This is a genomic window from Pilosibacter fragilis, from assembly GCF_032490495.1.
Lineage (GTDB): Bacteria > Bacillota > Clostridia > Lachnospirales > Lachnospiraceae > Pilosibacter > Pilosibacter fragilis.
Genome location: NZ_JAVYJB010000005.1, coordinates 38,421 through 55,746, shown reverse-complemented (window position 1 = coordinate 55,746; position 17,326 = coordinate 38,421). Strand labels below are relative to the sequence as shown.

General features: G+C 50.4%; 18 protein-coding genes and 1 tRNA gene. 8 read left to right on the top strand and 11 right to left on the bottom strand.

What is annotated here, in order from left to right; all coding sequences use genetic code 11:
* Positions 1-64: 64 nt before the first annotated feature.
* Genes ABCW45_RS06015 through ABCW45_RS06005 form a run of 3 tightly spaced genes read right to left on the bottom strand, consistent with a single transcriptional unit; the run spans position 65 to position 3,765 of the window.
* Positions 65-1,189, bottom strand: coding sequence for a M20 family metallopeptidase (locus tag ABCW45_RS06015; protein ID WP_117471187.1), 1,125 nt, complete (start codon positions 1,187-1,189; stop codon positions 65-67).
* Between the two features lie 48 nt (positions 1,190-1,237).
* The gene (locus tag ABCW45_RS06010) at positions 1,238-2,593 is read right to left on the bottom strand and encodes an MATE family efflux transporter (RefSeq protein ID WP_343220465.1); all 1,356 of its coding nucleotides are present in this window, start codon (positions 2,591-2,593) and stop codon (positions 1,238-1,240) included.
* Between the two features lie 5 nt (positions 2,594-2,598).
* The gene (locus ABCW45_RS06005; RefSeq protein WP_343220464.1) at positions 2,599-3,765 is read right to left on the bottom strand and encodes a M20 family metallopeptidase; all 1,167 of its coding nucleotides are present in this window, start codon (positions 3,763-3,765) and stop codon (positions 2,599-2,601) included.
* Positions 3,766-4,098: 333 nt separating this feature from the next.
* On the opposite strand from ABCW45_RS06005, the gene larE reads away from it, so the two are divergent.
* Positions 4,099-4,929: an ATP-dependent sacrificial sulfur transferase LarE gene (larE, locus tag ABCW45_RS06000; protein WP_117471185.1), complete on the top strand. Its 831-nt coding sequence runs from the start codon at positions 4,099-4,101 to the stop codon at positions 4,927-4,929.
* 170 nt (positions 4,930-5,099) lie between these two features.
* Here larE and ABCW45_RS05995 read toward each other — a convergent pair whose 3' ends face one another.
* Positions 5,100-5,354, bottom strand: a complete 255-nt coding sequence (locus ABCW45_RS05995; protein WP_021904031.1) for a hypothetical protein — start codon at positions 5,352-5,354, stop codon at positions 5,100-5,102.
* A 121-nt stretch (positions 5,355-5,475) separates the two neighbouring features.
* On the opposite strand from ABCW45_RS05995, the gene ABCW45_RS05990 reads away from it, so the two are divergent.
* Together ABCW45_RS05990 and ABCW45_RS05985 are read left to right on the top strand one after the other, a co-directional pair.
* Entirely contained in the window at positions 5,476-6,690 is a 1,215-nt protein-coding gene (locus tag ABCW45_RS05990; RefSeq protein ID WP_343220463.1) for a metallophosphoesterase, read from the top strand.
* A 60-nt stretch (positions 6,691-6,750) separates the two neighbouring features.
* A complete protein-coding gene (locus ABCW45_RS05985) occupies positions 6,751-7,926 on the top strand; it encodes a M20 metallopeptidase family protein (RefSeq protein ID WP_117503606.1) in 1,176 nt (391 codons plus the stop codon).
* Positions 7,927-7,993: 67 nt separating this feature from the next.
* Here the strand turns inward: ABCW45_RS05985 and ABCW45_RS05980 are convergent, their stop codons facing one another.
* From ABCW45_RS05980 to ABCW45_RS05955, 6 genes are all read right to left on the bottom strand, one after another.
* Positions 7,994-8,962: a P1 family peptidase gene (locus ABCW45_RS05980; RefSeq protein ID WP_118531255.1), complete on the bottom strand. Its 969-nt coding sequence runs from the start codon at positions 8,960-8,962 to the stop codon at positions 7,994-7,996.
* 260 nt (positions 8,963-9,222) lie between these two features.
* Positions 9,223-9,295 (bottom strand) — tRNA-Lys (locus tag ABCW45_RS05975).
* Between the two features lie 193 nt (positions 9,296-9,488).
* Positions 9,489-9,806, bottom strand: a complete 318-nt coding sequence (gene trxA / locus ABCW45_RS05970; protein ID WP_117513504.1) for a thioredoxin — start codon at positions 9,804-9,806, stop codon at positions 9,489-9,491.
* 96 nt (positions 9,807-9,902) lie between these two features.
* Positions 9,903-10,040 carry a hypothetical protein gene (locus ABCW45_RS05965; RefSeq protein WP_165859928.1) on the bottom strand — a complete coding sequence of 46 codons (138 nt, stop codon included), beginning with the start codon at positions 10,038-10,040 and terminating at the stop codon, positions 9,903-9,905.
* A gap of 47 nt (positions 10,041-10,087) precedes the next feature.
* Positions 10,088-10,732, bottom strand: coding sequence for a tRNA (guanosine(46)-N7)-methyltransferase TrmB (gene trmB / locus ABCW45_RS05960; RefSeq protein WP_118597662.1), 645 nt, complete (start codon positions 10,730-10,732; stop codon positions 10,088-10,090).
* A gap of 97 nt (positions 10,733-10,829) precedes the next feature.
* The gene (locus ABCW45_RS05955; RefSeq protein ID WP_343220462.1) at positions 10,830-11,189 is read right to left on the bottom strand and encodes a hypothetical protein; all 360 of its coding nucleotides are present in this window, start codon (positions 11,187-11,189) and stop codon (positions 10,830-10,832) included.
* A 51-nt stretch (positions 11,190-11,240) separates the two neighbouring features.
* On the opposite strand from ABCW45_RS05955, the gene ABCW45_RS05950 reads away from it, so the two are divergent.
* The gene (locus tag ABCW45_RS05950) at positions 11,241-12,050 is read left to right on the top strand and encodes an SH3 domain-containing protein (protein ID WP_015552858.1); all 810 of its coding nucleotides are present in this window, start codon (positions 11,241-11,243) and stop codon (positions 12,048-12,050) included.
* A 116-nt stretch (positions 12,051-12,166) separates the two neighbouring features.
* On the opposite strand, the gene ABCW45_RS05945 is transcribed toward ABCW45_RS05950, so the two are convergent.
* Complete coding sequence (locus ABCW45_RS05945) at positions 12,167-13,081, bottom strand: LysR family transcriptional regulator (RefSeq protein WP_117470994.1); 915 nt, start codon at positions 13,079-13,081, stop codon at positions 12,167-12,169.
* A gap of 274 nt (positions 13,082-13,355) precedes the next feature.
* Between ABCW45_RS05945 and ABCW45_RS05940 the strand changes: the two genes are divergently transcribed.
* From ABCW45_RS05940 to ABCW45_RS05925, 4 genes are all read left to right on the top strand, one after another.
* Entirely contained in the window at positions 13,356-13,667 is a 312-nt protein-coding gene (locus ABCW45_RS05940; protein ID WP_117483838.1) for an ATPase, read from the top strand.
* Between the two features lie 3 nt (positions 13,668-13,670).
* A complete protein-coding gene (locus ABCW45_RS05935; RefSeq protein ID WP_343220461.1) occupies positions 13,671-14,726 on the top strand; it encodes a V0D/AC39 family V-type ATPase subunit in 1,056 nt (351 codons plus the stop codon).
* Between the two features lie 17 nt (positions 14,727-14,743).
* Positions 14,744-16,672, top strand: coding sequence for a V-type ATP synthase subunit I (locus tag ABCW45_RS05930; protein ID WP_117483837.1), 1,929 nt, complete (start codon positions 14,744-14,746; stop codon positions 16,670-16,672).
* A 180-nt stretch (positions 16,673-16,852) separates the two neighbouring features.
* Positions 16,853-17,284, top strand: a complete 432-nt coding sequence (locus ABCW45_RS05925) for an ATP synthase subunit C (protein WP_015552854.1) — start codon at positions 16,853-16,855, stop codon at positions 17,282-17,284.
* Positions 17,285-17,326 lie beyond the last annotated feature (42 nt).

Below are 17,326 nucleotides of genomic sequence, written 5' to 3'. Positions count from 1 at the left end.
CAGAGAGCGTACCACCTTTTTTAGGCAATACGCTCTCTGTTTATATCTTATATATTGAAATCTCTCAGATCGTCAGCACAAACGAAGCCAGCATCGCGATCCTCGGAATATACTGGTCGATCAGGATGTACTCGTTTGCGGAGTGGGCCCCGTCACCGGCTGCGCCGAGACCGTCAAGGGTCGGGATACCCATAGCAGATACCTCGTTTCCATCGCTGCCGCCGCCCACAAACTGATGGGAAAACTTAAGCCCGACCTTCTCGCCGCAGATCTTCGCCTTCTCAAAGAGCGCCATGTTCGCCTCCGTCTCCTCCATCGGCATCTTGCTGTCCCGTTCGATGACTTCCCTTGTGGTTCCCGGAACCGTCGTCCTGATCTCGTTGATCGCCTTGCGGACCCTGTCTCCCTCGGCGGCTGTCTTTACGCGGCAGTCGATCTCGATCTCTGCCTCGGCCGGGACAACGTTCGGTTTTGTACCGCCACTGCAAACGCCCACATTGACGGTAGTTCCAGCCTCGTAATCTGTCAGTTTCTGGATCGCAAGGATCTCATGCGCCAGCTCCTCGATGGCGTTGATCCCCTCTTTATGGGCATTTCCCGCATGGGATGCCTTTCCGTGGATCCTTACGGTAAAGCGGACAAGACCTTTTCTTCCTGTCTTTAAATCTCCGTTCGCTGTACACGGCTCGCAGACAAGCGCCGCCTTCGCGTCCTTCGCAAGCTCACAAATGATATCGGTAGACTCAGCACTTCCGGTCTCCTCGTCACCGTTAAAGATGAATTCCAGCCTCTTTCCCGGATCGATCCCAAGATCCTTATATGCCTTTACAGTCCAGATCGCGGAAATAAGTCCGCCTTTCATGTCATAAACACCCGGCCCGTGGAGCCCATTTCCTTCTGTATAATACTTCAGCGCACCGATGAGATGTACGGTGTCATAATGACCGATAAACAGGATCTTCTCCGTACCCTTTCCATACTGGAACCGCACCGGACAGTGTCCGTTCTCCGCCTCGTAGACAAAGCAGTCCTCTCCTGTGCGCTCCTTGATCAGCATGACCAGCTTTTCCCGCACCTTTGCCAGAGCCTCAATATCTGAAGTGCTGGCCTCTGTCAGGACCAGAGATTTTAAGTCCTCAAAGATCTCCGTCTCATGTTCTTTTAAGTAAGCAAGTATTTTCTGTTCCATGATTTCTGTCCTTTCTTCTGTAATTGATACTGTATACCTATCTATATCTTACTTCTTTATCACGCGGACCTTCTTCCATTTTCCTGTCAGATACCATCCAAACGAGATCACATAATTCGCAGCCCAGCCAAGGGGAACCGCCATCCATGCTACCTGGATTCCATAAATCGGTGCAAACAGGTTCGTCACGCTGACACGGATCGCGAGATTCACGAGGTTTGCCACCGTAAATGCCGTCACATCACCTGCGCCGCGCAGCAGACCGTCCGTGGACGCCTTGAGGCCGATAAACGAGTAGAAAAACGATAAGAACTTCACATAACTGAGTCCCACCGAATATGCTTCACTGCTGCCGCTGTCAAGGAACAGGGACACGAATGCGCCTCCTGCCAGCTGGTACATCACGCAGAGCACCGCACCCGCCGTCAGGACGATCACATAGCACATCCGGTAACCTTCCTTCACCCGGTCGATCTTTCCGGCCCCCATATTCTGGGCTGTGAAGGTTGACATGGCATTTCCCATGGCGAGCATTGGCACGATGCTTAAGGACTCGATCCGCATGCCCGCGGAGTATCCGGCGATCGCCGTGGAGCCGAAGCTGTTGATCACAGACTGGACCAGCAGGATTCCGATATGGACGATGGACTGCTGCAGTGTGGACGGAACGGCGATCTTCACCATGGAGACCGCCATCTCTCCGCTGTAGAGACGCACCGCTTCCTCGGCAGGATACCCCTTTAGCTTCCGCATCAGAAGCAGGAACGAGATCACCGCCGAGATTCCCTGTGCGATCAATGTCGCCAACGCAACGCCCCGGACGCCCTGCTTGAAAATGATCACGAGGATCATGTCCAGCACGATGTTTAACAGGGAAGAGAAGATCAAAAGGTACAGCGGCTTCTTTGAATCTCCCAGTGCGTTGAAGATCGATGCCTGAACGTTATACATGAACAGGAACGGCAGTCCGAGAAAGTAGATCGCCAGATACAGCACCGCATCCGAGAAAATATCCTCCGGTACGTTGACGAGATTCAGGATCCGATTGTTGAACAGGAGCCCCACTGCTGCCAGAAACGCCGCAATCCCAAGGAAATTGAACATCGTTGTGTAGACTGCCGTCTTCATCTTCGCGAGTTTTCCCGCTCCCAGAAACTGGGAGATCACCACGGAGCTTCCGATTCCGCCGCCGATGGCGATGGCAATAAAGACGTTCGTGATCGCATAGGATGCGCCAACCGCCGCTAACGCCTGTTCCCCGACGAATTTTCCTACCACTACTGAGTCCGTGATGTTGTAAAACTGCTGAAAAAGATTTCCGAGTATCATCGGAAGCACGAAGAAAAGCAGGGATTTTCCCGGATTGTCCGTCAGCATGTCATATTTTTTTCTTGTCTCTTTCATGTCTGTCAAAACGTAATGATGGAAGCCAACGCCAGTTTCGCTCTGGAAAACAGTGTCTCAGCTACCGCATACTCCTCCATTGAATGATTGTTCGCGCCCTTGACGCCCATGGCGCAAACTACCGGAACGCCTTCCGCCGCAGCCAGGCAGGAATCGGACCAGCCGCCAACTTTCTTTGTCTGCAGCTTTCCGTAACCGATCATGTCTGCCGTCTTCTGGACATGGCGGAAAAGTTCCAGATTTTTCTCCGATACCGGCATTACCGTGCTCGGCTTCGTCCAGGTCACATCTGCCGTCGTATCCGGGACAGTTCTCGTCTCCGCAATCTTTTTGATCGCCTGAAGTGTTTCCTCAAGGCGTTCAAAGCTGTCGTAGCGGATGTCGATTCCAACCTCACAGGACGCAGCCACTGCGTTTGCAACCGTTCCGCCCTGAATCACACCTACATTCACAAAAAGTCCATGTTCAAAGTCATGAAGCTTCTGGATCTCGATGATCTTATGCGCCATCTCCAAAATCGCGTTTCTTCCGCGCTGCGGATCATTTCCAGCGTGGGCCGCGACTCCGTGAACGGTGAGTGTCACACGGCAGGAACCTTTTCTTCCAACAACGAGTCCGTCATCGATAAATCCCGTCTCAAAGTTGAATGCCGCCGCGCATCCCGCGCAGAGTTTCCGGATCTCTGACTCCGCATTTGTCTGACGGTGTCCGTTCTCCTCATCTCCCGCAAAGACAACGCGGATCGGGCGTTTCCCATATCCGTACTCATGGAGCGCCTTTAAAACGTAGACAACGATCACAAGTCCCGCCTTCATATCCAGAACTCCCGGTCCGTGGGCATTTCCGTTCTCATCGATGCGGAACGGATTTTTCTCCAGTGTGCCTTTCGCGAATACCGTGTCCATGTGTCCGATCAGGACGATGGGCTGGCCTGCTGCCTCTTTATTCCATACACCTGTCAGGAGGTTTCCGAAACGTTCCATCGGGATCACAGCTGTCTCCACTCCGGCACTTTCCAGTTCATCCTTTAAGACCACACCTACCCGGTCAACGCCCTCTTTATCCGGGGTTCCGCTTTCGATAGAAACGATCTTTTCCCATAGCGACAGCATCTCGTCCCTGTGACGGTCTATATACGCGGATGTCTTCACGATTAGTTCTCTGTCTTCCATAGCCTGCATCCTCCTTGCCATTTTATTCATCTATGATATAACAAACATACTGAAATGAAAATACTGAAAATCTATAAAAATCTGGAATTCCGCCTGACGGTAACACCTTCCCGGTTACAAGCTTGACTTCTACGTCTCTGCGAATTATAATGAGTAAATTAAACCTACCATTTTACTATGAAGATATGACCACCCGTACGAGACTGCTAAGATAAACGCTCCGCGAGGATGCGCAGTGATTTTGATAGAAATATGTCAGCTTCTCTGACCAGAATCACGCGGCAAGTCTCACGGACGTTCAACTTGAGAATATGAAAGGACGGAGAATTCCTTATGAACAACACGATCAACGTTTCCATAGACTGCGTTCCGGCCGCACTCCGGGAATTTTTTGCGGAGCATTCTACCATCGCTCTTGCTTTTTCCGGCGGAACGGATTCCTCTTATCTTCTCTATGCCGCAAAGGCCTGCGGAGCAAATGTACATGCTTACTATGTCTCCACTCCGTTCCAGCCGCAATTTGAGTTAGATGACGCGAAGCTTCTCGCTGAATCATTACACGCGGACATGACGGTCCTGCCCTTTGATGTGCTGACGGATAAAGTCGTAAAGAGCAATCCGAAAGACCGCTGCTACTACTGCAAGAATCAGGTATTCGGCGGAATCCTGAAAGCCGCAAAGGAGGACGGCTTTACCGAGATCATGGACGGAACGAACGCCTCCGATGACGCCGGTGACCGCCCGGGCATGCGCGCTTTAAAAGAAATGAAGGTACTGTCCCCGCTGCGCCTTTCCGGAATAACAAAAACGGCACTCCGGGAATATTCCCGAAATGCCGGATTATTTACATGGAACAAGCCCGCCTACGCCTGTCTTGCGACGAGAGTTCCGTCGGGAATTTCCATCGAAGCTTCTGTATTAAGGGATGTGGAATGGGCGGAGAAATCCCTCTCCGACCTTGGATTCCGCGATTTCCGCGTCCGCGTGTACCCGGATCCCGCTGCCGCAGACCCAAAGGCCGATGCGCCGTGGTGCGCAAAACTCCAGCTCACCGAGGACATGATCCCGAAGCTTATGGAGCAGCGGAAGGAGATCTGCGCGCTCTTAAAGCAGAGATTTACGGATGTGACACTGGATCTTGTGGCGAGAACACCGTCGATGTAGGGAACGTCTCCCACATCTGTACATCAGATCTAATGCTCTGTATACGCAGATCGGCTAAAGTCTATAAAACAGGGAACGAGTATAACCGGCTTAACTTCACCGGTCATACTCGTTCTTAAAATATTTTCACCCCGAAAACTTCCGGGCCTTTTTGTATACAGGATTCCTCTCTATGTCACCTCATTCAGCCAGGCTACTGCCGCTTTGATCCCGTCCTCGCTGAACTCAAATTCCTGATACGTCTTTTTTTCATCTTCCGTCACAGAAAAAATAAACGGCCCCGGCCAGGTGATCGCCTGGATCTTATCCGGCTCGCCTTCCTCTCCGCTGATCTTCCGGATCATAAAATTCGTTCCCTTTTCACTTCCGGTAAATGTTGTCTTCTTTAAATATGGAATGGAGATCATTCCTGTCAGATCGATCATAACAACCTCTTTTCTTCTTTTCCATTGCAAATTGTTAAAGTGTTCGCTATACTTACACCATAAACCACCGTACAGGAATCATTATACACCATTCCTGTCCACGAAGCATCAGGAGTATCTCATGTTAGCTGTATTTTTATCTCCGGTCTACCTGTTATTTCAGGCATACATTCTTTTATGGCTCTACGCCTGGGCGGATTCCTGCTCCCCGGCGCTTCATTCACTGTTTTTCAGGATCCCTGTCACAGTCCTCTATCTATTTTTTGCCGTCAGCCCGCTGACCGGATTTCTGATCACAAAAGAACCACTTCACCATTTTCTCCGGGTGATCAGCAACTACTGGCTCGGCACTCTGGAATATATCCTGCTTTTTATCATCACCTTCGACGTGATCCGCCGTGTCACCGGCCATTCCTTCTTTATGAAATACCGGTACCCGGCCATGCTGCATACCATGCCGAAAAATCTCGTGATCTTTGGCGGATTTGCCATTGGCCTGATCCTTATGGTCAGCATTTACGGTGTCCTGCATGCAAGACGGGTCTATGTGCGGCAGGATCCGGTCGTCATCGAAAAGAGTTCTTCTCTTCCGGGACTTAAGATCGCCCTGATCGCGGATCTTCACCTTGGATACAACTCCACGAAGTCCCATGTAAGAAAGATCGTAGACACCATTAACTCCCAAAATGTCGATCTCGTCTGCATTGCCGGAGATCTCTTCGACAATGATTACAACGCGATCAAGGACCCGGATGAGGTGGCTGACATTCTATCCGATATCAAGAGCCGGTACGGCACATACGCCTGCTGGGGCAACCATGACGTAAGCGAGAAGATCCTCGCCGGATTCACATTTCCACAGAAGGAAACGATCGTCCGGGACGGGCGGTTTACGGAATTTCTGCACCACGCCGGTATCACGATGCTGGAGGACGAGACCGTCTGCATCAATAATGCATTCTATCTTGTCGGCCGCCGGGATAAGGATATGGCAAAAAAAGAACAGCTCCCGCGGAAAACCTTTGCTGAGATCACCGAACCTCTCGATCCCTCACTTCCCATCATCGTCATGGATCACCAGCCGGGAGAATTGTCAGAAGCCTCCGATGCCGGTGTCGATCTGGACCTCTCCGGCCATACCCACGATGGGCAGATGTTTCCGGCAAACCTTGTGATCCATTTTCTCTGGGAAAACGCCTGCGGAATCCTGAAAAAGGGGGCTATGACGTCTATTGTCACCTCCGGCGCCGGTGTCTGGGGACCGGCGATGCGGGTCGGGACTAACAATGAAGTCGTGATCGCAAATGTGTCGTTTGATCCAGCCACAGACCAATAAGCTGTTGTTCCGATAAGTTGTTCCTATAAATAGTATAAACGAGAAAAACGGAGGTCTTATATGAAAGAATTTGTCAAGTCCATCACAAGCCCCTATGAAAAAGAACTGATTGAAACACGCCGTTACCTGCATCGACACCCGGAGCTTTCCTTTCAGGAGACAGGCACTGCCGATTACATCCGCAGCACCCTGAATGCCCTGGGCGTCCCACTGATGGAAGGGATCTCCGGAACCAGCACGGTCGCTGTCATAAAAGGCGAAAAAACCGGTCCATGCATCGCGTTCCGCGCGGACATCGACGCGCTCCCGGTGGAGGAAGAAAATGATCTCCCGTTTAAGTCCGAGGTTCCCGGCGTTATGCATGCCTGCGGACACGATATCCATACCGCAGTCCTTTTAACCTTCGCAAAGGTCCTCACAGCCCATCCGGAGCTTGTCCGTGGAACTGTGAAGCTGATCTTTCAGGCAGCCGAAGAAAAGCTCCCGGGAGGCGCCAAGGCGCTCTGCGAGGAAGGTGCCATGAAGGATGTCGATCTCATCTATGGTTTCCACTGTGCTTCCGCGTTTCCGCTCGGCACCATCGCCGTGACTCCCCGGGCGTATTCCGCAGCGATCGGTATTTATGAAGTGAAGATCCATGGAAAGGGCGGTCATGGCGGTTATCCGCAGAATGCCCTGAACCCGGTCCCCGTGGCCTGCATGGTCGGATCCGCTTTAAACCAGATCCTGGCTGAGAAAAAGAATCCTCTGGAAGGCGGTGTTCTTACGGTTTCCTATATAAATGGCGGCCAGTATCCGAATATCATCACGGACACTGTGACTCTCGGCGGCAATGTCCGCACTTTAAACAATGACCTGATCGACAAAGTCTTTGACTCCATCCACTCCATCAGCAGGGGGATCTGCGCCGGATTCGGCCTCACCTGCGATGTGACCACGACTCTGGGCTATCCGGCAGCCATCAACGTGCCGGAGGAGATCGAAACGGTCCGCAGTGTCACAAGAGACCTCGGATATACCGTCTACGAACGCCCGGATGCCCTTGGCGGTGAAGATTTTGCCTACTATCTTCTTGAGAAGCCGGGTGCCTACTTCCAGATCGGAATGGCTGATCCCGAACGCCCGATTACCTCTTCCCCGCACCATAACTGCCATTTCCAGTTAGATGAGCGCGGAATTTCAGAGGCGCTTGAGATGGAGCTTGGTCTGTACCTGCGCGTGACAGGACAGATGTAACCGTATAGAAAAAGCGGCTGTCATATCGGCAAAGCTTTGCCGGGCAGCCGCTCTTTTTCGCTCTTTTTTACAAATCCTTTGCTCCAACAAGTCCGTAGGCCGACTCCGCGCTCCTCACAGCCCTCAGGATCGCCTCCGCCATAACCTGGGCACCGAGGGTTCCGACCATATCCTGATCTGCCTTCACATCGCCCACAGACAGCGCGTAGATGCTGTCTCCGTCGGAAGAAGTATGAACAGGGCGGATCGCCCGCGCATAGCCGTCGTGAGCCATCCCGGCGATCTTGCAGAGGCTGCTCTTCGGGAATGCCGCGTTCGTAATCACCGCACCGATGGTCGTATTCTCTGTCGCGCCGGTGAACTTGTTCTTGACCACTTCATAGCTCTTATAAACGGCTTCTTCTGTGTCCGCAAATGTCTTCCTGTCCGCATTTAAAAGACCGGCGACCTTCTTTCCGTCCTTCCAGTCATAGATATCGCCTCTCGCATTCACCGCAACGATTGCGCCGACCTTCAGATCCCCAATCTGCACCGCATAGCTTCCGATTCCGCCCTTCATGCAGAGAGACTTGTCCCCCAGCTTTCCGACGGACGCACCTGTTCCAGCGCCGAAGTTTCCATCCTGATAATTATTCTTCTCCGCGCCCTCGCATGCCGCGTATCCCATGGCCTTATCCGGTCTCGTCTTAAAATCCCCGACCATCAGGTCAAACAGGCAGGACTCGCATACAAGCGGTACCTTCGTGATTCCCACATCAAAGCCGATCCCACGTTCTTCCAGATACTCCATAACGCCCCCAGCCGCGTCCAGACCGAACGCACTTCCGCCGCTGAGTAAAACTGCCTGGATCATGTCAGCCGCCGCCATGGGCTTTAAGAGCTCCGATTCCCTGGATGCCGGACCGCCCCCGCGGACATCCAGCCCGGCTGCTGCGCCCCGCTCGCAGATAATAACCGTACACCCGGTCCCCGCTTCTTTATTCTCTGCGCTGCCGATCCTGATGTTTTCAATCTCTGTGATCTTGATTTCTTTCATCCTTTTAATCTCCCTTTAATTACCTGTGATTCCGAAACAGGATCCCCTAAATGAGGATCCTGTTGGTAAATTTTTCATACACTTCTTCTATTTATATAGTATATCACATTTTTAAATTAAATTAAAATCATAAAATCGGGAATATATAATGGATAACAAATATTTGAACGAATGATATGATTATTGAATGATTCGATATCAGTGTAACAAAAAACACCGTCCCGGCGGCTTACCATCCGCTAAAACAGTGCTTTTCTTCGTGCACCTTCAGGGATTCGAACCCTGGACAAATAGATTAAGAGTCTACTGCTCTACCAGCTGAGCTAAAGGTGCTTGGTTTGTTGTTTTTCTTTGTTTTGTTTGCCTCATCCGTGGCACGTTTTGTATTATAGGATAAACCAAGAAAAAAGTCAACACCTTTTTTGAAATTTTTTTAATTTTTTTGTTTTTCAAAAAACAGGTACAAATGAAACGATTAAAAAAGCCAGCAAACATGCGGGTTTGCCGGCTTTTTTGTCCCTGTTTCTTACAACATCTCTTTGATCGCATTTTCCAGAACTTCTTTATCCTGAAGTCCAACGCTCTTGGAAAAAACTTCTCCGTTCTTAAAAAGGATGATCGTCGGGATAGACATAACTCCGTAGCGGGCAGCAATATCACTGTTCTCGTCTACATCGAGTTTGCCGATCTTTACTTTTCCGTCGTACTCCTCAGCGAGCTCTTCGATCACCGGAGCCATCATACGGCACGGGCCGCACCATGTCGCAAAGAAATCCACAACCACCGGGATCTCTGAGCCCAGAACATCAGCATCAAAATTTGCGCTTGTAAATACTGTTTCCATATTATTTTCTCCTTCCATAATATCCTGCTGCATTCAAAGCTTTTCCACCGCATTCGCTTACCGCTCCGGCGGTCACAGAAAACCTCTCTGCCGCGCTTATTTTTTCTTTCTGCCGCAGACAACATCATTTGCCTCGTCAAAACATTTCCTGATCCGGATAATTTTCCGATTCAGTTCCATCTTGTCGCAGGTTGCCTGTGAGAGCCACCGCTTTACACATGCCCACATACTCATCCGGCACACGGCCTTTCCGTCATTTCATGTCTATTATATGCAGATATTTATGACTTATCACGGCGGGCGGTCAGCTTACAGATCGGCTTGCCCTCCGCGGAGAACTTCGTCTCGTACTCTGTCATAACATTTCCCTCGGCCATATCACTGTGGTGAAGATCAAACGTATGGGATGTGACCTGCCAGCCTGCCTCCGGAATGGATTCTAATGAATAGCGGAACAGGTCCTGATTGTCGGTCTTAAACTCGATGATTCCGTCCGGCTGTAAAATCTTATCATACACGGCAAGGAAACGGTCCGATGTCAGACGGCGCTTCGCGTGGCGGTCCTTCGGCCACGGATCAGAAAAGTTTAAGTAGATCCGCTCCACCTCGTCCTCCGCGAACACGTCCGCAAGCTCTAACGCATCGATTCTCATAAAATAAATATTGGAAAGCTCCAGCTCCGCGCGCTTCTGAAGTCCGCGAAGCAGAACGCTGGAGTAACGCTCGATTCCCACGTAATTGATATCCGGGTTCATCTGGGCAAGCTCCATGATGAATTTTCCTTTTCCCATTCCGACCTCAATGCGGATCGGATTATCGTTTCCAAAAAATTCATGCCACCTTCCCTTCAGTGACTGCGGATCCTGGACCACATATGGGCTCTCAGCAATCTCTTCTTCAGCGCCTTTGATATGGCGTAATCTCATAATGTATTTCCTCCTGATATTGCTTGTGTCTCATTTTATCATTGAAAGCCTTATTTTGCAAGGTAACAGTGACGCGCAGAATTTTTCTGGTTACAGTTCAGCCATGCGCTGGTTTGAATGAGAAAGTGTGTTGCAAGCTTGCTTGCATAAGCACTTTTTCATCCAAATCAGCATATGGTGGAACCACCAAGCTTCTTGTTTTCATGAATATGAAAACAAGAAGATGTAATGGCTGAACTGTAACTTTTTCTGAAATTTTTTCTTTCAATATATCTTTTGGAAACAGAAAATTCTTAAATTGTCCAAAAATTTTTCGTGCAATTTTCCCACTGTTCCAGTATAATAAAGATAATGGCTGACAAAATCGCTCTTTTCGTGTCTGCGATCGTTTCATCAGGCGCACAGCATTACATAGAAGAAAACGGCATCTGTGAGTATCCGGCACCTTCACCGGCACCGGATTTTCACCTTCACGCGCCGTTAAAATACATAAAACGGAGGGATTTATATGGCAAGAAACGACATTCCTAACGGATGGGATAAGATCCGTCAGAATGTTCAGGAGACCGAGCGTCTCATGGGACAAAAACAATACAACCAGTCCATGATCAAAGCAAAACAGACCGTGGAATACATGGTTAAGCTCCAATGTGAACAGGCGGGGATCATGGAAGGCTCCATGGACTCTATGATCCACGAGCTCTACAACAACGGCTGGATCTCAAAATCCACCGCCGAGCACTACTTACAGATCTACGACATCGGCACAAAAGCCGCAAAAAACGGCGATAACGGTGCCTACAATGCAAACCAGGCCTACCACGTGCTGTCCCAGGAGATCTACTCCTTTGCAGACAACGGGAAAGCCCCCCGCGGAAGACGCCCGGCCGGTAGCCGTCCCCAGCAGTCCAGAAACCGCAGCGCCGGTTCCCGGCAGTCCGGAAGCGGCATGCAGCCGGCTGATCTTTTAAAATTTGTGGTTCCGATCGTCCTCGTGATCATCCTGATCGTCCTGATCCGTGTCCTCACGCCGAAGAAACCGGCTACAGAGGAGACCTCCGCACCAGTGATCACAACGGAAACAGCAGAGACCACAGCCCCGGAGACTGAACCGGAGAGCACAGCTTCCGGCTCCTCCTACAAGACAACAACGACCTTGAACGTCCGCAAAGAACCGTCCACCGACGCGGACCGCATCGGAAAACTGGACCCGGGCGCATCCGTTGAATATCTCCGCGACCACGACGATACCTGGGCCGTCATCAAGTACAACGGACAGGAAGCCTATGTCGCGAAGGAATTTCTAACAGCGGAGTAATAACTTATTGGAATATCAAATTCAAAAAAGCTCTAAAGCCAATATTTAGGGCGGGATTCCGATGGATCCCGCCCTATTGCTGACTTCAGAGTTCTTTTTTCATTTATACTACATTCTTACACCGTCACATCTCCCATCCCCGACGGGTCTTTCTCAAAATACTTACAGAAATAATTCACAAACTCATCCACCACCGGCTTATTTCCTGCCTGCTCAAACACCGTGACCACCAGGTCACGCCTGCAGTTCGGGTAACGGATCGGGATCAGGACAACACCATGCCCCGGCTTTCCACCCCAGGCTTTTTCCGGCCAGAAGCCGATTCCAAGCCCTGCCGCGATCAGGTTGCGCACCGACTCCGGACTGTTGCTCTCAAACACCGCCTGAGGGCGGATCCCCGCTCTCCGGCAGAAATCATCGCAGATCCCGCGGAGCTGCCAGCCGTTTCCGAGACGGATGAAATTTTCTTCCTTCACTTCCCGCAGATCGACGGTCTTATGTTTCGCAAACTTTGAATCCGGCGGTACTGCCAGAAAAATCTCCTCCCTCAGATATTCCCGTCTTACCACGCCATCCGGAAGTTCCTGCGGATGCGGAGGCGTCACAGATATAGCGATCCTTGATTCGATATGGATATCACAGCTCTCCGTCATCTCAAGCTGGGATACCTGAAACTGGACATCCGGTTTCAGGGCCCGATAGGAAATAATACTGTTCGTAATGAGGTTCGACGCGGACAGGAAATTTAAATAGATCGTGCGCTCCGATGAATAAACCGACTCCCAGAGCTCATCCTTTAGATTATCGATGGATTCCAGAATCGGGATCAGGCGTTTTTTCAGGAGTTTCCCCTGTTCGTTGAGCTCGATCCGGTGATTTTTCCGGTCAAAAAGGCTTACGCCGAGCTCCGTCTCCAGACGCTTGATGGACTGGGACAATGCCGGCTGGGCGATATGCAGATCTTCTGCCGCTTTTGTCAGATTTTCATACCGCGCTGCCGCCAAAAAATACCGAAACTGCTGGATTTCCATATCATTCCCCCTTTTTCTTTCGCGCCTTAACGATCATGTTAATTTTGTGCTAATTTTTTGTTCATTTATAGCATTTTCCGATTATTATAACATTCATGTTATAACAGCATAATTATTATATATTTGAAATTCCTGATTTTCAAGCTATATTATAATGTTACCGGGGTCAGACACCCAGGAAAACCTGACTTGAATTTTACCGCATAAAACTCCGAGGTTTCTGGCCCCATCCCCCCGGATGAGGGAAAATCCTTCTCAGAAAGGAGACAAATCAATGAACAATATCATCAATCAGCTCTCCCAGATTGAAGAAAAGACTGTCGCGATCTTAGACGGCGCTGCTGACAAGAAAAAAACTCTTGCAGCAGAATATGAGGCAAAGACGAAACAGTTTGACAAGGAGCTGAATCATGAAACCGAACTGGAGATCCAGTCCATGCGCCAGAAAATGGAGGCAGAAGCCGCCGCGGAGCTTGACAGGCAGAAAACCGCCGCCGGTGACCAGATCGCCCGCCTGGAACAGCATTACGAAGAAAAGCATTCCTGGTATGTGGACTCCCTCTTCCGTTCTATGACCGAGGTGTGATCTATGAGAAGTCTCATCACTTACAGTGCGATCGCTGCCAAGCTTGCCGCGATGCGCGGGCATTTCCTCACGGATGATGAGTTCTCGGTCCTCGCGGGAATGGAGAATGTACCGGCTGCGGTCGAATACCTGAAAAGTTCTCCCGCCTACAGGGATGTTTTTTCCGGTGTCGAAAATGAGGAACTCCACAGAAGTAAGATCGAAGAGCTTTTGTGGCACTCCCTCTATGGTGATTTCTCAAGGCTGTTCCGATTCGCAAACGGAACCCAGAGAAAATTTCTGGATCTCTACTTTCTCCATTTCGAGATCGATGTCATGAAACGGTGTCTGAGGGACGCGGTTTCCGGAAAACGCTCAGATTTGAACTTTAAGAGCTTTGAGCCCTTCTTCCGAAAGCACTCCCATCTGGATTTCACCGCCCTGACTGATTCAAAAGATCTGGACGAATATCTGGACAGCATTCAGAACACCCCTTATTATGGTCCGTTAAAGGACTTAAGGGATCAGGGCATCACTTCCCTGTCTGAGTTCGAATCTGCTCTGGACATCCTGTACTTCATCCGTTTCTGGAAAAGTTTAAAAGACCAGCTTTCAAAAGACGACCGGGAGGCCATCGCCGACTGTGCCGGTGAAAAGATCGATCTTTTAAATATTGAATGGCTCGCAAGAGCGAAACGCCACTACAAATTATCTGCCGATGCCATTATGGAGCTTCTGATCCCCGTATGGCACCGTTTAAAAAAGTCTCAGGCAAGAGAGCTTGCCGAAGCGCCGTCTATAGAGGAATTTGACCGGATCCTAAAGGGGACCCGCTACGGAAACCGGATCTTTCGGGCATCCGGCGAACAGCAGGAGAATCCGGAACTGCATTCCCTGTTCCGGGCGCTTCTGGATGCTGTGTACAGCAAATCCGGACGGAATGATCCGTATTCCGCGGCTGCGTTAAACAGCTACTTCTATTTTAAGGAAGAAGAGATCAGAAAAATCATCACCACCGTTGAGGGGATCCGTTACAGCCTTGGCAGTTCAGAAATTCTCACCTGCCTGGCAGAAAGTTAGAAAAGGGGGTATGCTCTGTGATCGAAAAAATGAAATTCGTTAGCATCTCCGGGCCAAAGAACGATCTGGACCGAATGGTCAACCAGTATCTCTCCCACTATGAGATCCAGCTGGAAAACGCGCTGACCGAATTAAGATCCGCATCAAAATTAGAACCATATCCCGGAACCAATCCATACCGGGAACCGCTTCAGAAAGCGCAGAAACTTCTCGCTTCCTGTCCCGGCGCAAAACAGCAGGAGATTTCCACCGGAACAATGCCCGTGGAGAACGCCATCACACTTGTAAATGACATGGATACGGAGCTCGCCGCCTCCGATGAGGAGCGGGAGTCCTTAAAGGCAAAAGAAAAAGAAGTCTCTTCCCTGTTGGAGCAGGTACGCCTCTACGTGGAACTGGACTTCGATATTCCGGCAATTCTGAAGCTGAAGCACATCAAATACCGGTTCGGACGTATCAGAAAGGAAAGCTTCCCGCAGCTTCAGGCATTCGCCGACCGCTCGGATGAGACGATCCTGTTCAAATGCCACGAATCAGACCACTATATTTCTTTGCTCTACTTCACACCGGATATCACCTCCGACCGGATCGACACCGTCTTCTCGTCCCTGCAGTTCGAGAGGATCTATCTCCCGGATGAGTACGCCGGAACCCCGAAGACCGAGGTCGAACGTCTGGAAAACGAGCTTGCAAATCTGAAAGCAAAGGAACAGGCCCTGGACGCAAAAGATTCCGGGTACCTGCTGACGAGACAGACCAGTCTCCGGGATGCCAGCCAGGTGCTGAAATCCTATGAAGCAAACTTCAATGTGAGAAAGTATGCGGCATGCACCCATGATAAGGATCATCCGTTCTACATTCTCTGCGGCTGGATGACAAAAGAGGACGCGGAAGCTCTCCACAGGGATCTCGCAAAAGACGCAGACACCTTCTTCGTCTTAGAGGACAGCAAAGAGCACGTGACCAGCATTCCGCCCACCAAGTTAAAAAACATTCCGCTGCTGCGGCCGTTTGAGATGTTCGTAAAGATGTACGGACTTCCGTCCTACGACGAGTTTGATCCGACGCTTCTGATCGCCATCACCTACTCCATCTTCTTCGGCTTCATGTTCGGAGATGCCGGACAGGGACTTGTCCTTCTGATCGGCGGTTTCCTGCTCTATAAGTTCAAAAAGATCGATCTGGCAGCCATCATCTCCTGCTGCGGATTCTTCTCGACGATCTTCGGATGCCTCTTCGGAAGCGTCTTCGGATTTGAAGATGTGATTCCGGCGCTGTGGTTAAAGCCGACCGAAGCCATGACGGATCTTCCGTTTGTAGGTCGTCTGAACACCGTGTTCGTCGTTGCCATTGCTCTCGGCATGGGAGTCATCCTCTTTACGATGATCTTAAACATGATTACGAGCTTTAAGAACCATGACACCGAAAAGACCTGGTTCGATACAAACGGTCTCGCAGGCTTCGTCTTTTATTTCAGTCTTGCAGCCACCATCGTAATGTTCATGAGCGGACATACACTTCCGGCTGCAGCGGTCCTGATCATCATGTTCGTCCTGCCGCTTCTCGTGATGTTCTTTAAGGAACCGCTCACAGCAGTTCTGGAAAAGAAATCTGAGAAGATCTCCGGTGGCGTGGGAATGTTCATCACACAGGGATTTTTCGAGCTGTTTGAAGTACTCTTAAGCTACTTCTCCAACACGCTTTCCTTCGTCCGTGTGGGCGCCTTCGCCGTCAGCCACGCAGCCATGATGCAGGTTGTTTTAATGCTCGCAGGTGCAGAGTCCGGAACACCGTCCATACCGGTCATTGTTCTCGGAAACCTGTTCGTGTGCGGCATGGAGGGCCTGATCGTCGGGATCCAGGTACTCCGTCTCGAGTACTACGAGCTGTTCAGCCGGTTCTATAAAGGAAGCGGCCGGGAATTTAAACCGTTCTACGAGAAATAAGAATAAATGGTAACTGTTCAGTAGGTCTGCGCACTTGCTGCGCTGACCGTAATAAAACATAGGCTGGAAGGCAAAAATCCCATCAGCGAAGCTGATCCGGAATGGATTTTTGCGTGTAACTATGAAGGCACTGAATCGTTACAATAAATGGTAAAATACAGATTTTAGGAGGTCATCGTCATGACAATCGCAGTAAAACTTCTTTTAACCGTTGCACTTATCTTCAGCATTGCTGTCCCCTTCGGAGCTTTCGCCGCAGGTGAAAAGACAAAAGGACGCTATAAAACAGCCCTCGCGGCCAACACCGTAATGTTCTTCGGAACCATGCTCTTCGCTGTCTGCGTACTCTTTGGCGGCACTGCATTCGCAGCCGAATCCACAGCTGCAGCCGGCGGCATCTCCACCGGTATGGGCTACATCGCAGCTGCTCTTTCCACCGGCCTTTCCTGTATCGGCGGCGGCGTTGCCGTTTCTGCGGCAGCATCCGCAGCACTTGGCGCTATCAGTGAGGATTCCTCCATTCTTGGTAAATCTCTTATCTTCGTAGGTCTTGCCGAAGGTGTCTGCCTGTACGGACTTATCATCTCCTTCATGATCATCGGTAAACTTTAATGCCTGACAACATGGCTGAACTATTACCAGGAATGGAGACCG

What these genes read in the sequence shown, in the direction of transcription:
- ABCW45_RS06015 (WP_117471187.1), bottom strand. Translation starts at nt 1,189, where the DNA reads ATGGAACAGAAAATACTTGCTTACTTAAAAGAACATGAGACGGAGATC.
- ABCW45_RS06010 (WP_343220465.1), bottom strand. Translation starts at nt 2,593, where the DNA reads ATGAAAGAGACAAGAAAAAAATATGACATGCTGACGGACAATCCGGGA.
- ABCW45_RS06005 (WP_343220464.1), bottom strand. Translation starts at nt 3,765, where the DNA reads ATGGAAGACAGAGAACTAATCGTGAAGACATCCGCGTATATAGACCGT.
- larE (WP_117471185.1), top strand. Translation starts at nt 4,099, where the DNA reads ATGAACAACACGATCAACGTTTCCATAGACTGCGTTCCGGCCGCACTC.
- ABCW45_RS05995 (WP_021904031.1), bottom strand. Translation starts at nt 5,354, where the DNA reads ATGATCGATCTGACAGGAATGATCTCCATTCCATATTTAAAGAAGACA.
- ABCW45_RS05990 (WP_343220463.1), top strand. Translation starts at nt 5,476, where the DNA reads ATGTTAGCTGTATTTTTATCTCCGGTCTACCTGTTATTTCAGGCATAC.
- ABCW45_RS05985 (WP_117503606.1), top strand. Translation starts at nt 6,751, where the DNA reads ATGAAAGAATTTGTCAAGTCCATCACAAGCCCCTATGAAAAAGAACTG.
- ABCW45_RS05980 (WP_118531255.1), bottom strand. Translation starts at nt 8,962, where the DNA reads ATGAAAGAAATCAAGATCACAGAGATTGAAAACATCAGGATCGGCAGC.
- trxA (WP_117513504.1), bottom strand. Translation starts at nt 9,806, where the DNA reads ATGGAAACAGTATTTACAAGCGCAAATTTTGATGCTGATGTTCTGGGC.
- ABCW45_RS05965 (WP_165859928.1), bottom strand. Translation starts at nt 10,040, where the DNA reads ATGAGTATGTGGGCATGTGTAAAGCGGTGGCTCTCACAGGCAACCTGC.
- trmB (WP_118597662.1), bottom strand. Translation starts at nt 10,732, where the DNA reads ATGAGATTACGCCATATCAAAGGCGCTGAAGAAGAGATTGCTGAGAGC.
- ABCW45_RS05950 (WP_015552858.1), top strand. Translation starts at nt 11,241, where the DNA reads ATGGCAAGAAACGACATTCCTAACGGATGGGATAAGATCCGTCAGAAT.
- ABCW45_RS05945 (WP_117470994.1), bottom strand. Translation starts at nt 13,081, where the DNA reads ATGGAAATCCAGCAGTTTCGGTATTTTTTGGCGGCAGCGCGGTATGAA.
- ABCW45_RS05940 (WP_117483838.1), top strand. Translation starts at nt 13,356, where the DNA reads ATGAACAATATCATCAATCAGCTCTCCCAGATTGAAGAAAAGACTGTC.
- ABCW45_RS05935 (WP_343220461.1), top strand. Translation starts at nt 13,671, where the DNA reads ATGAGAAGTCTCATCACTTACAGTGCGATCGCTGCCAAGCTTGCCGCG.
- ABCW45_RS05925 (WP_015552854.1), top strand. Translation starts at nt 16,853, where the DNA reads ATGACAATCGCAGTAAAACTTCTTTTAACCGTTGCACTTATCTTCAGC.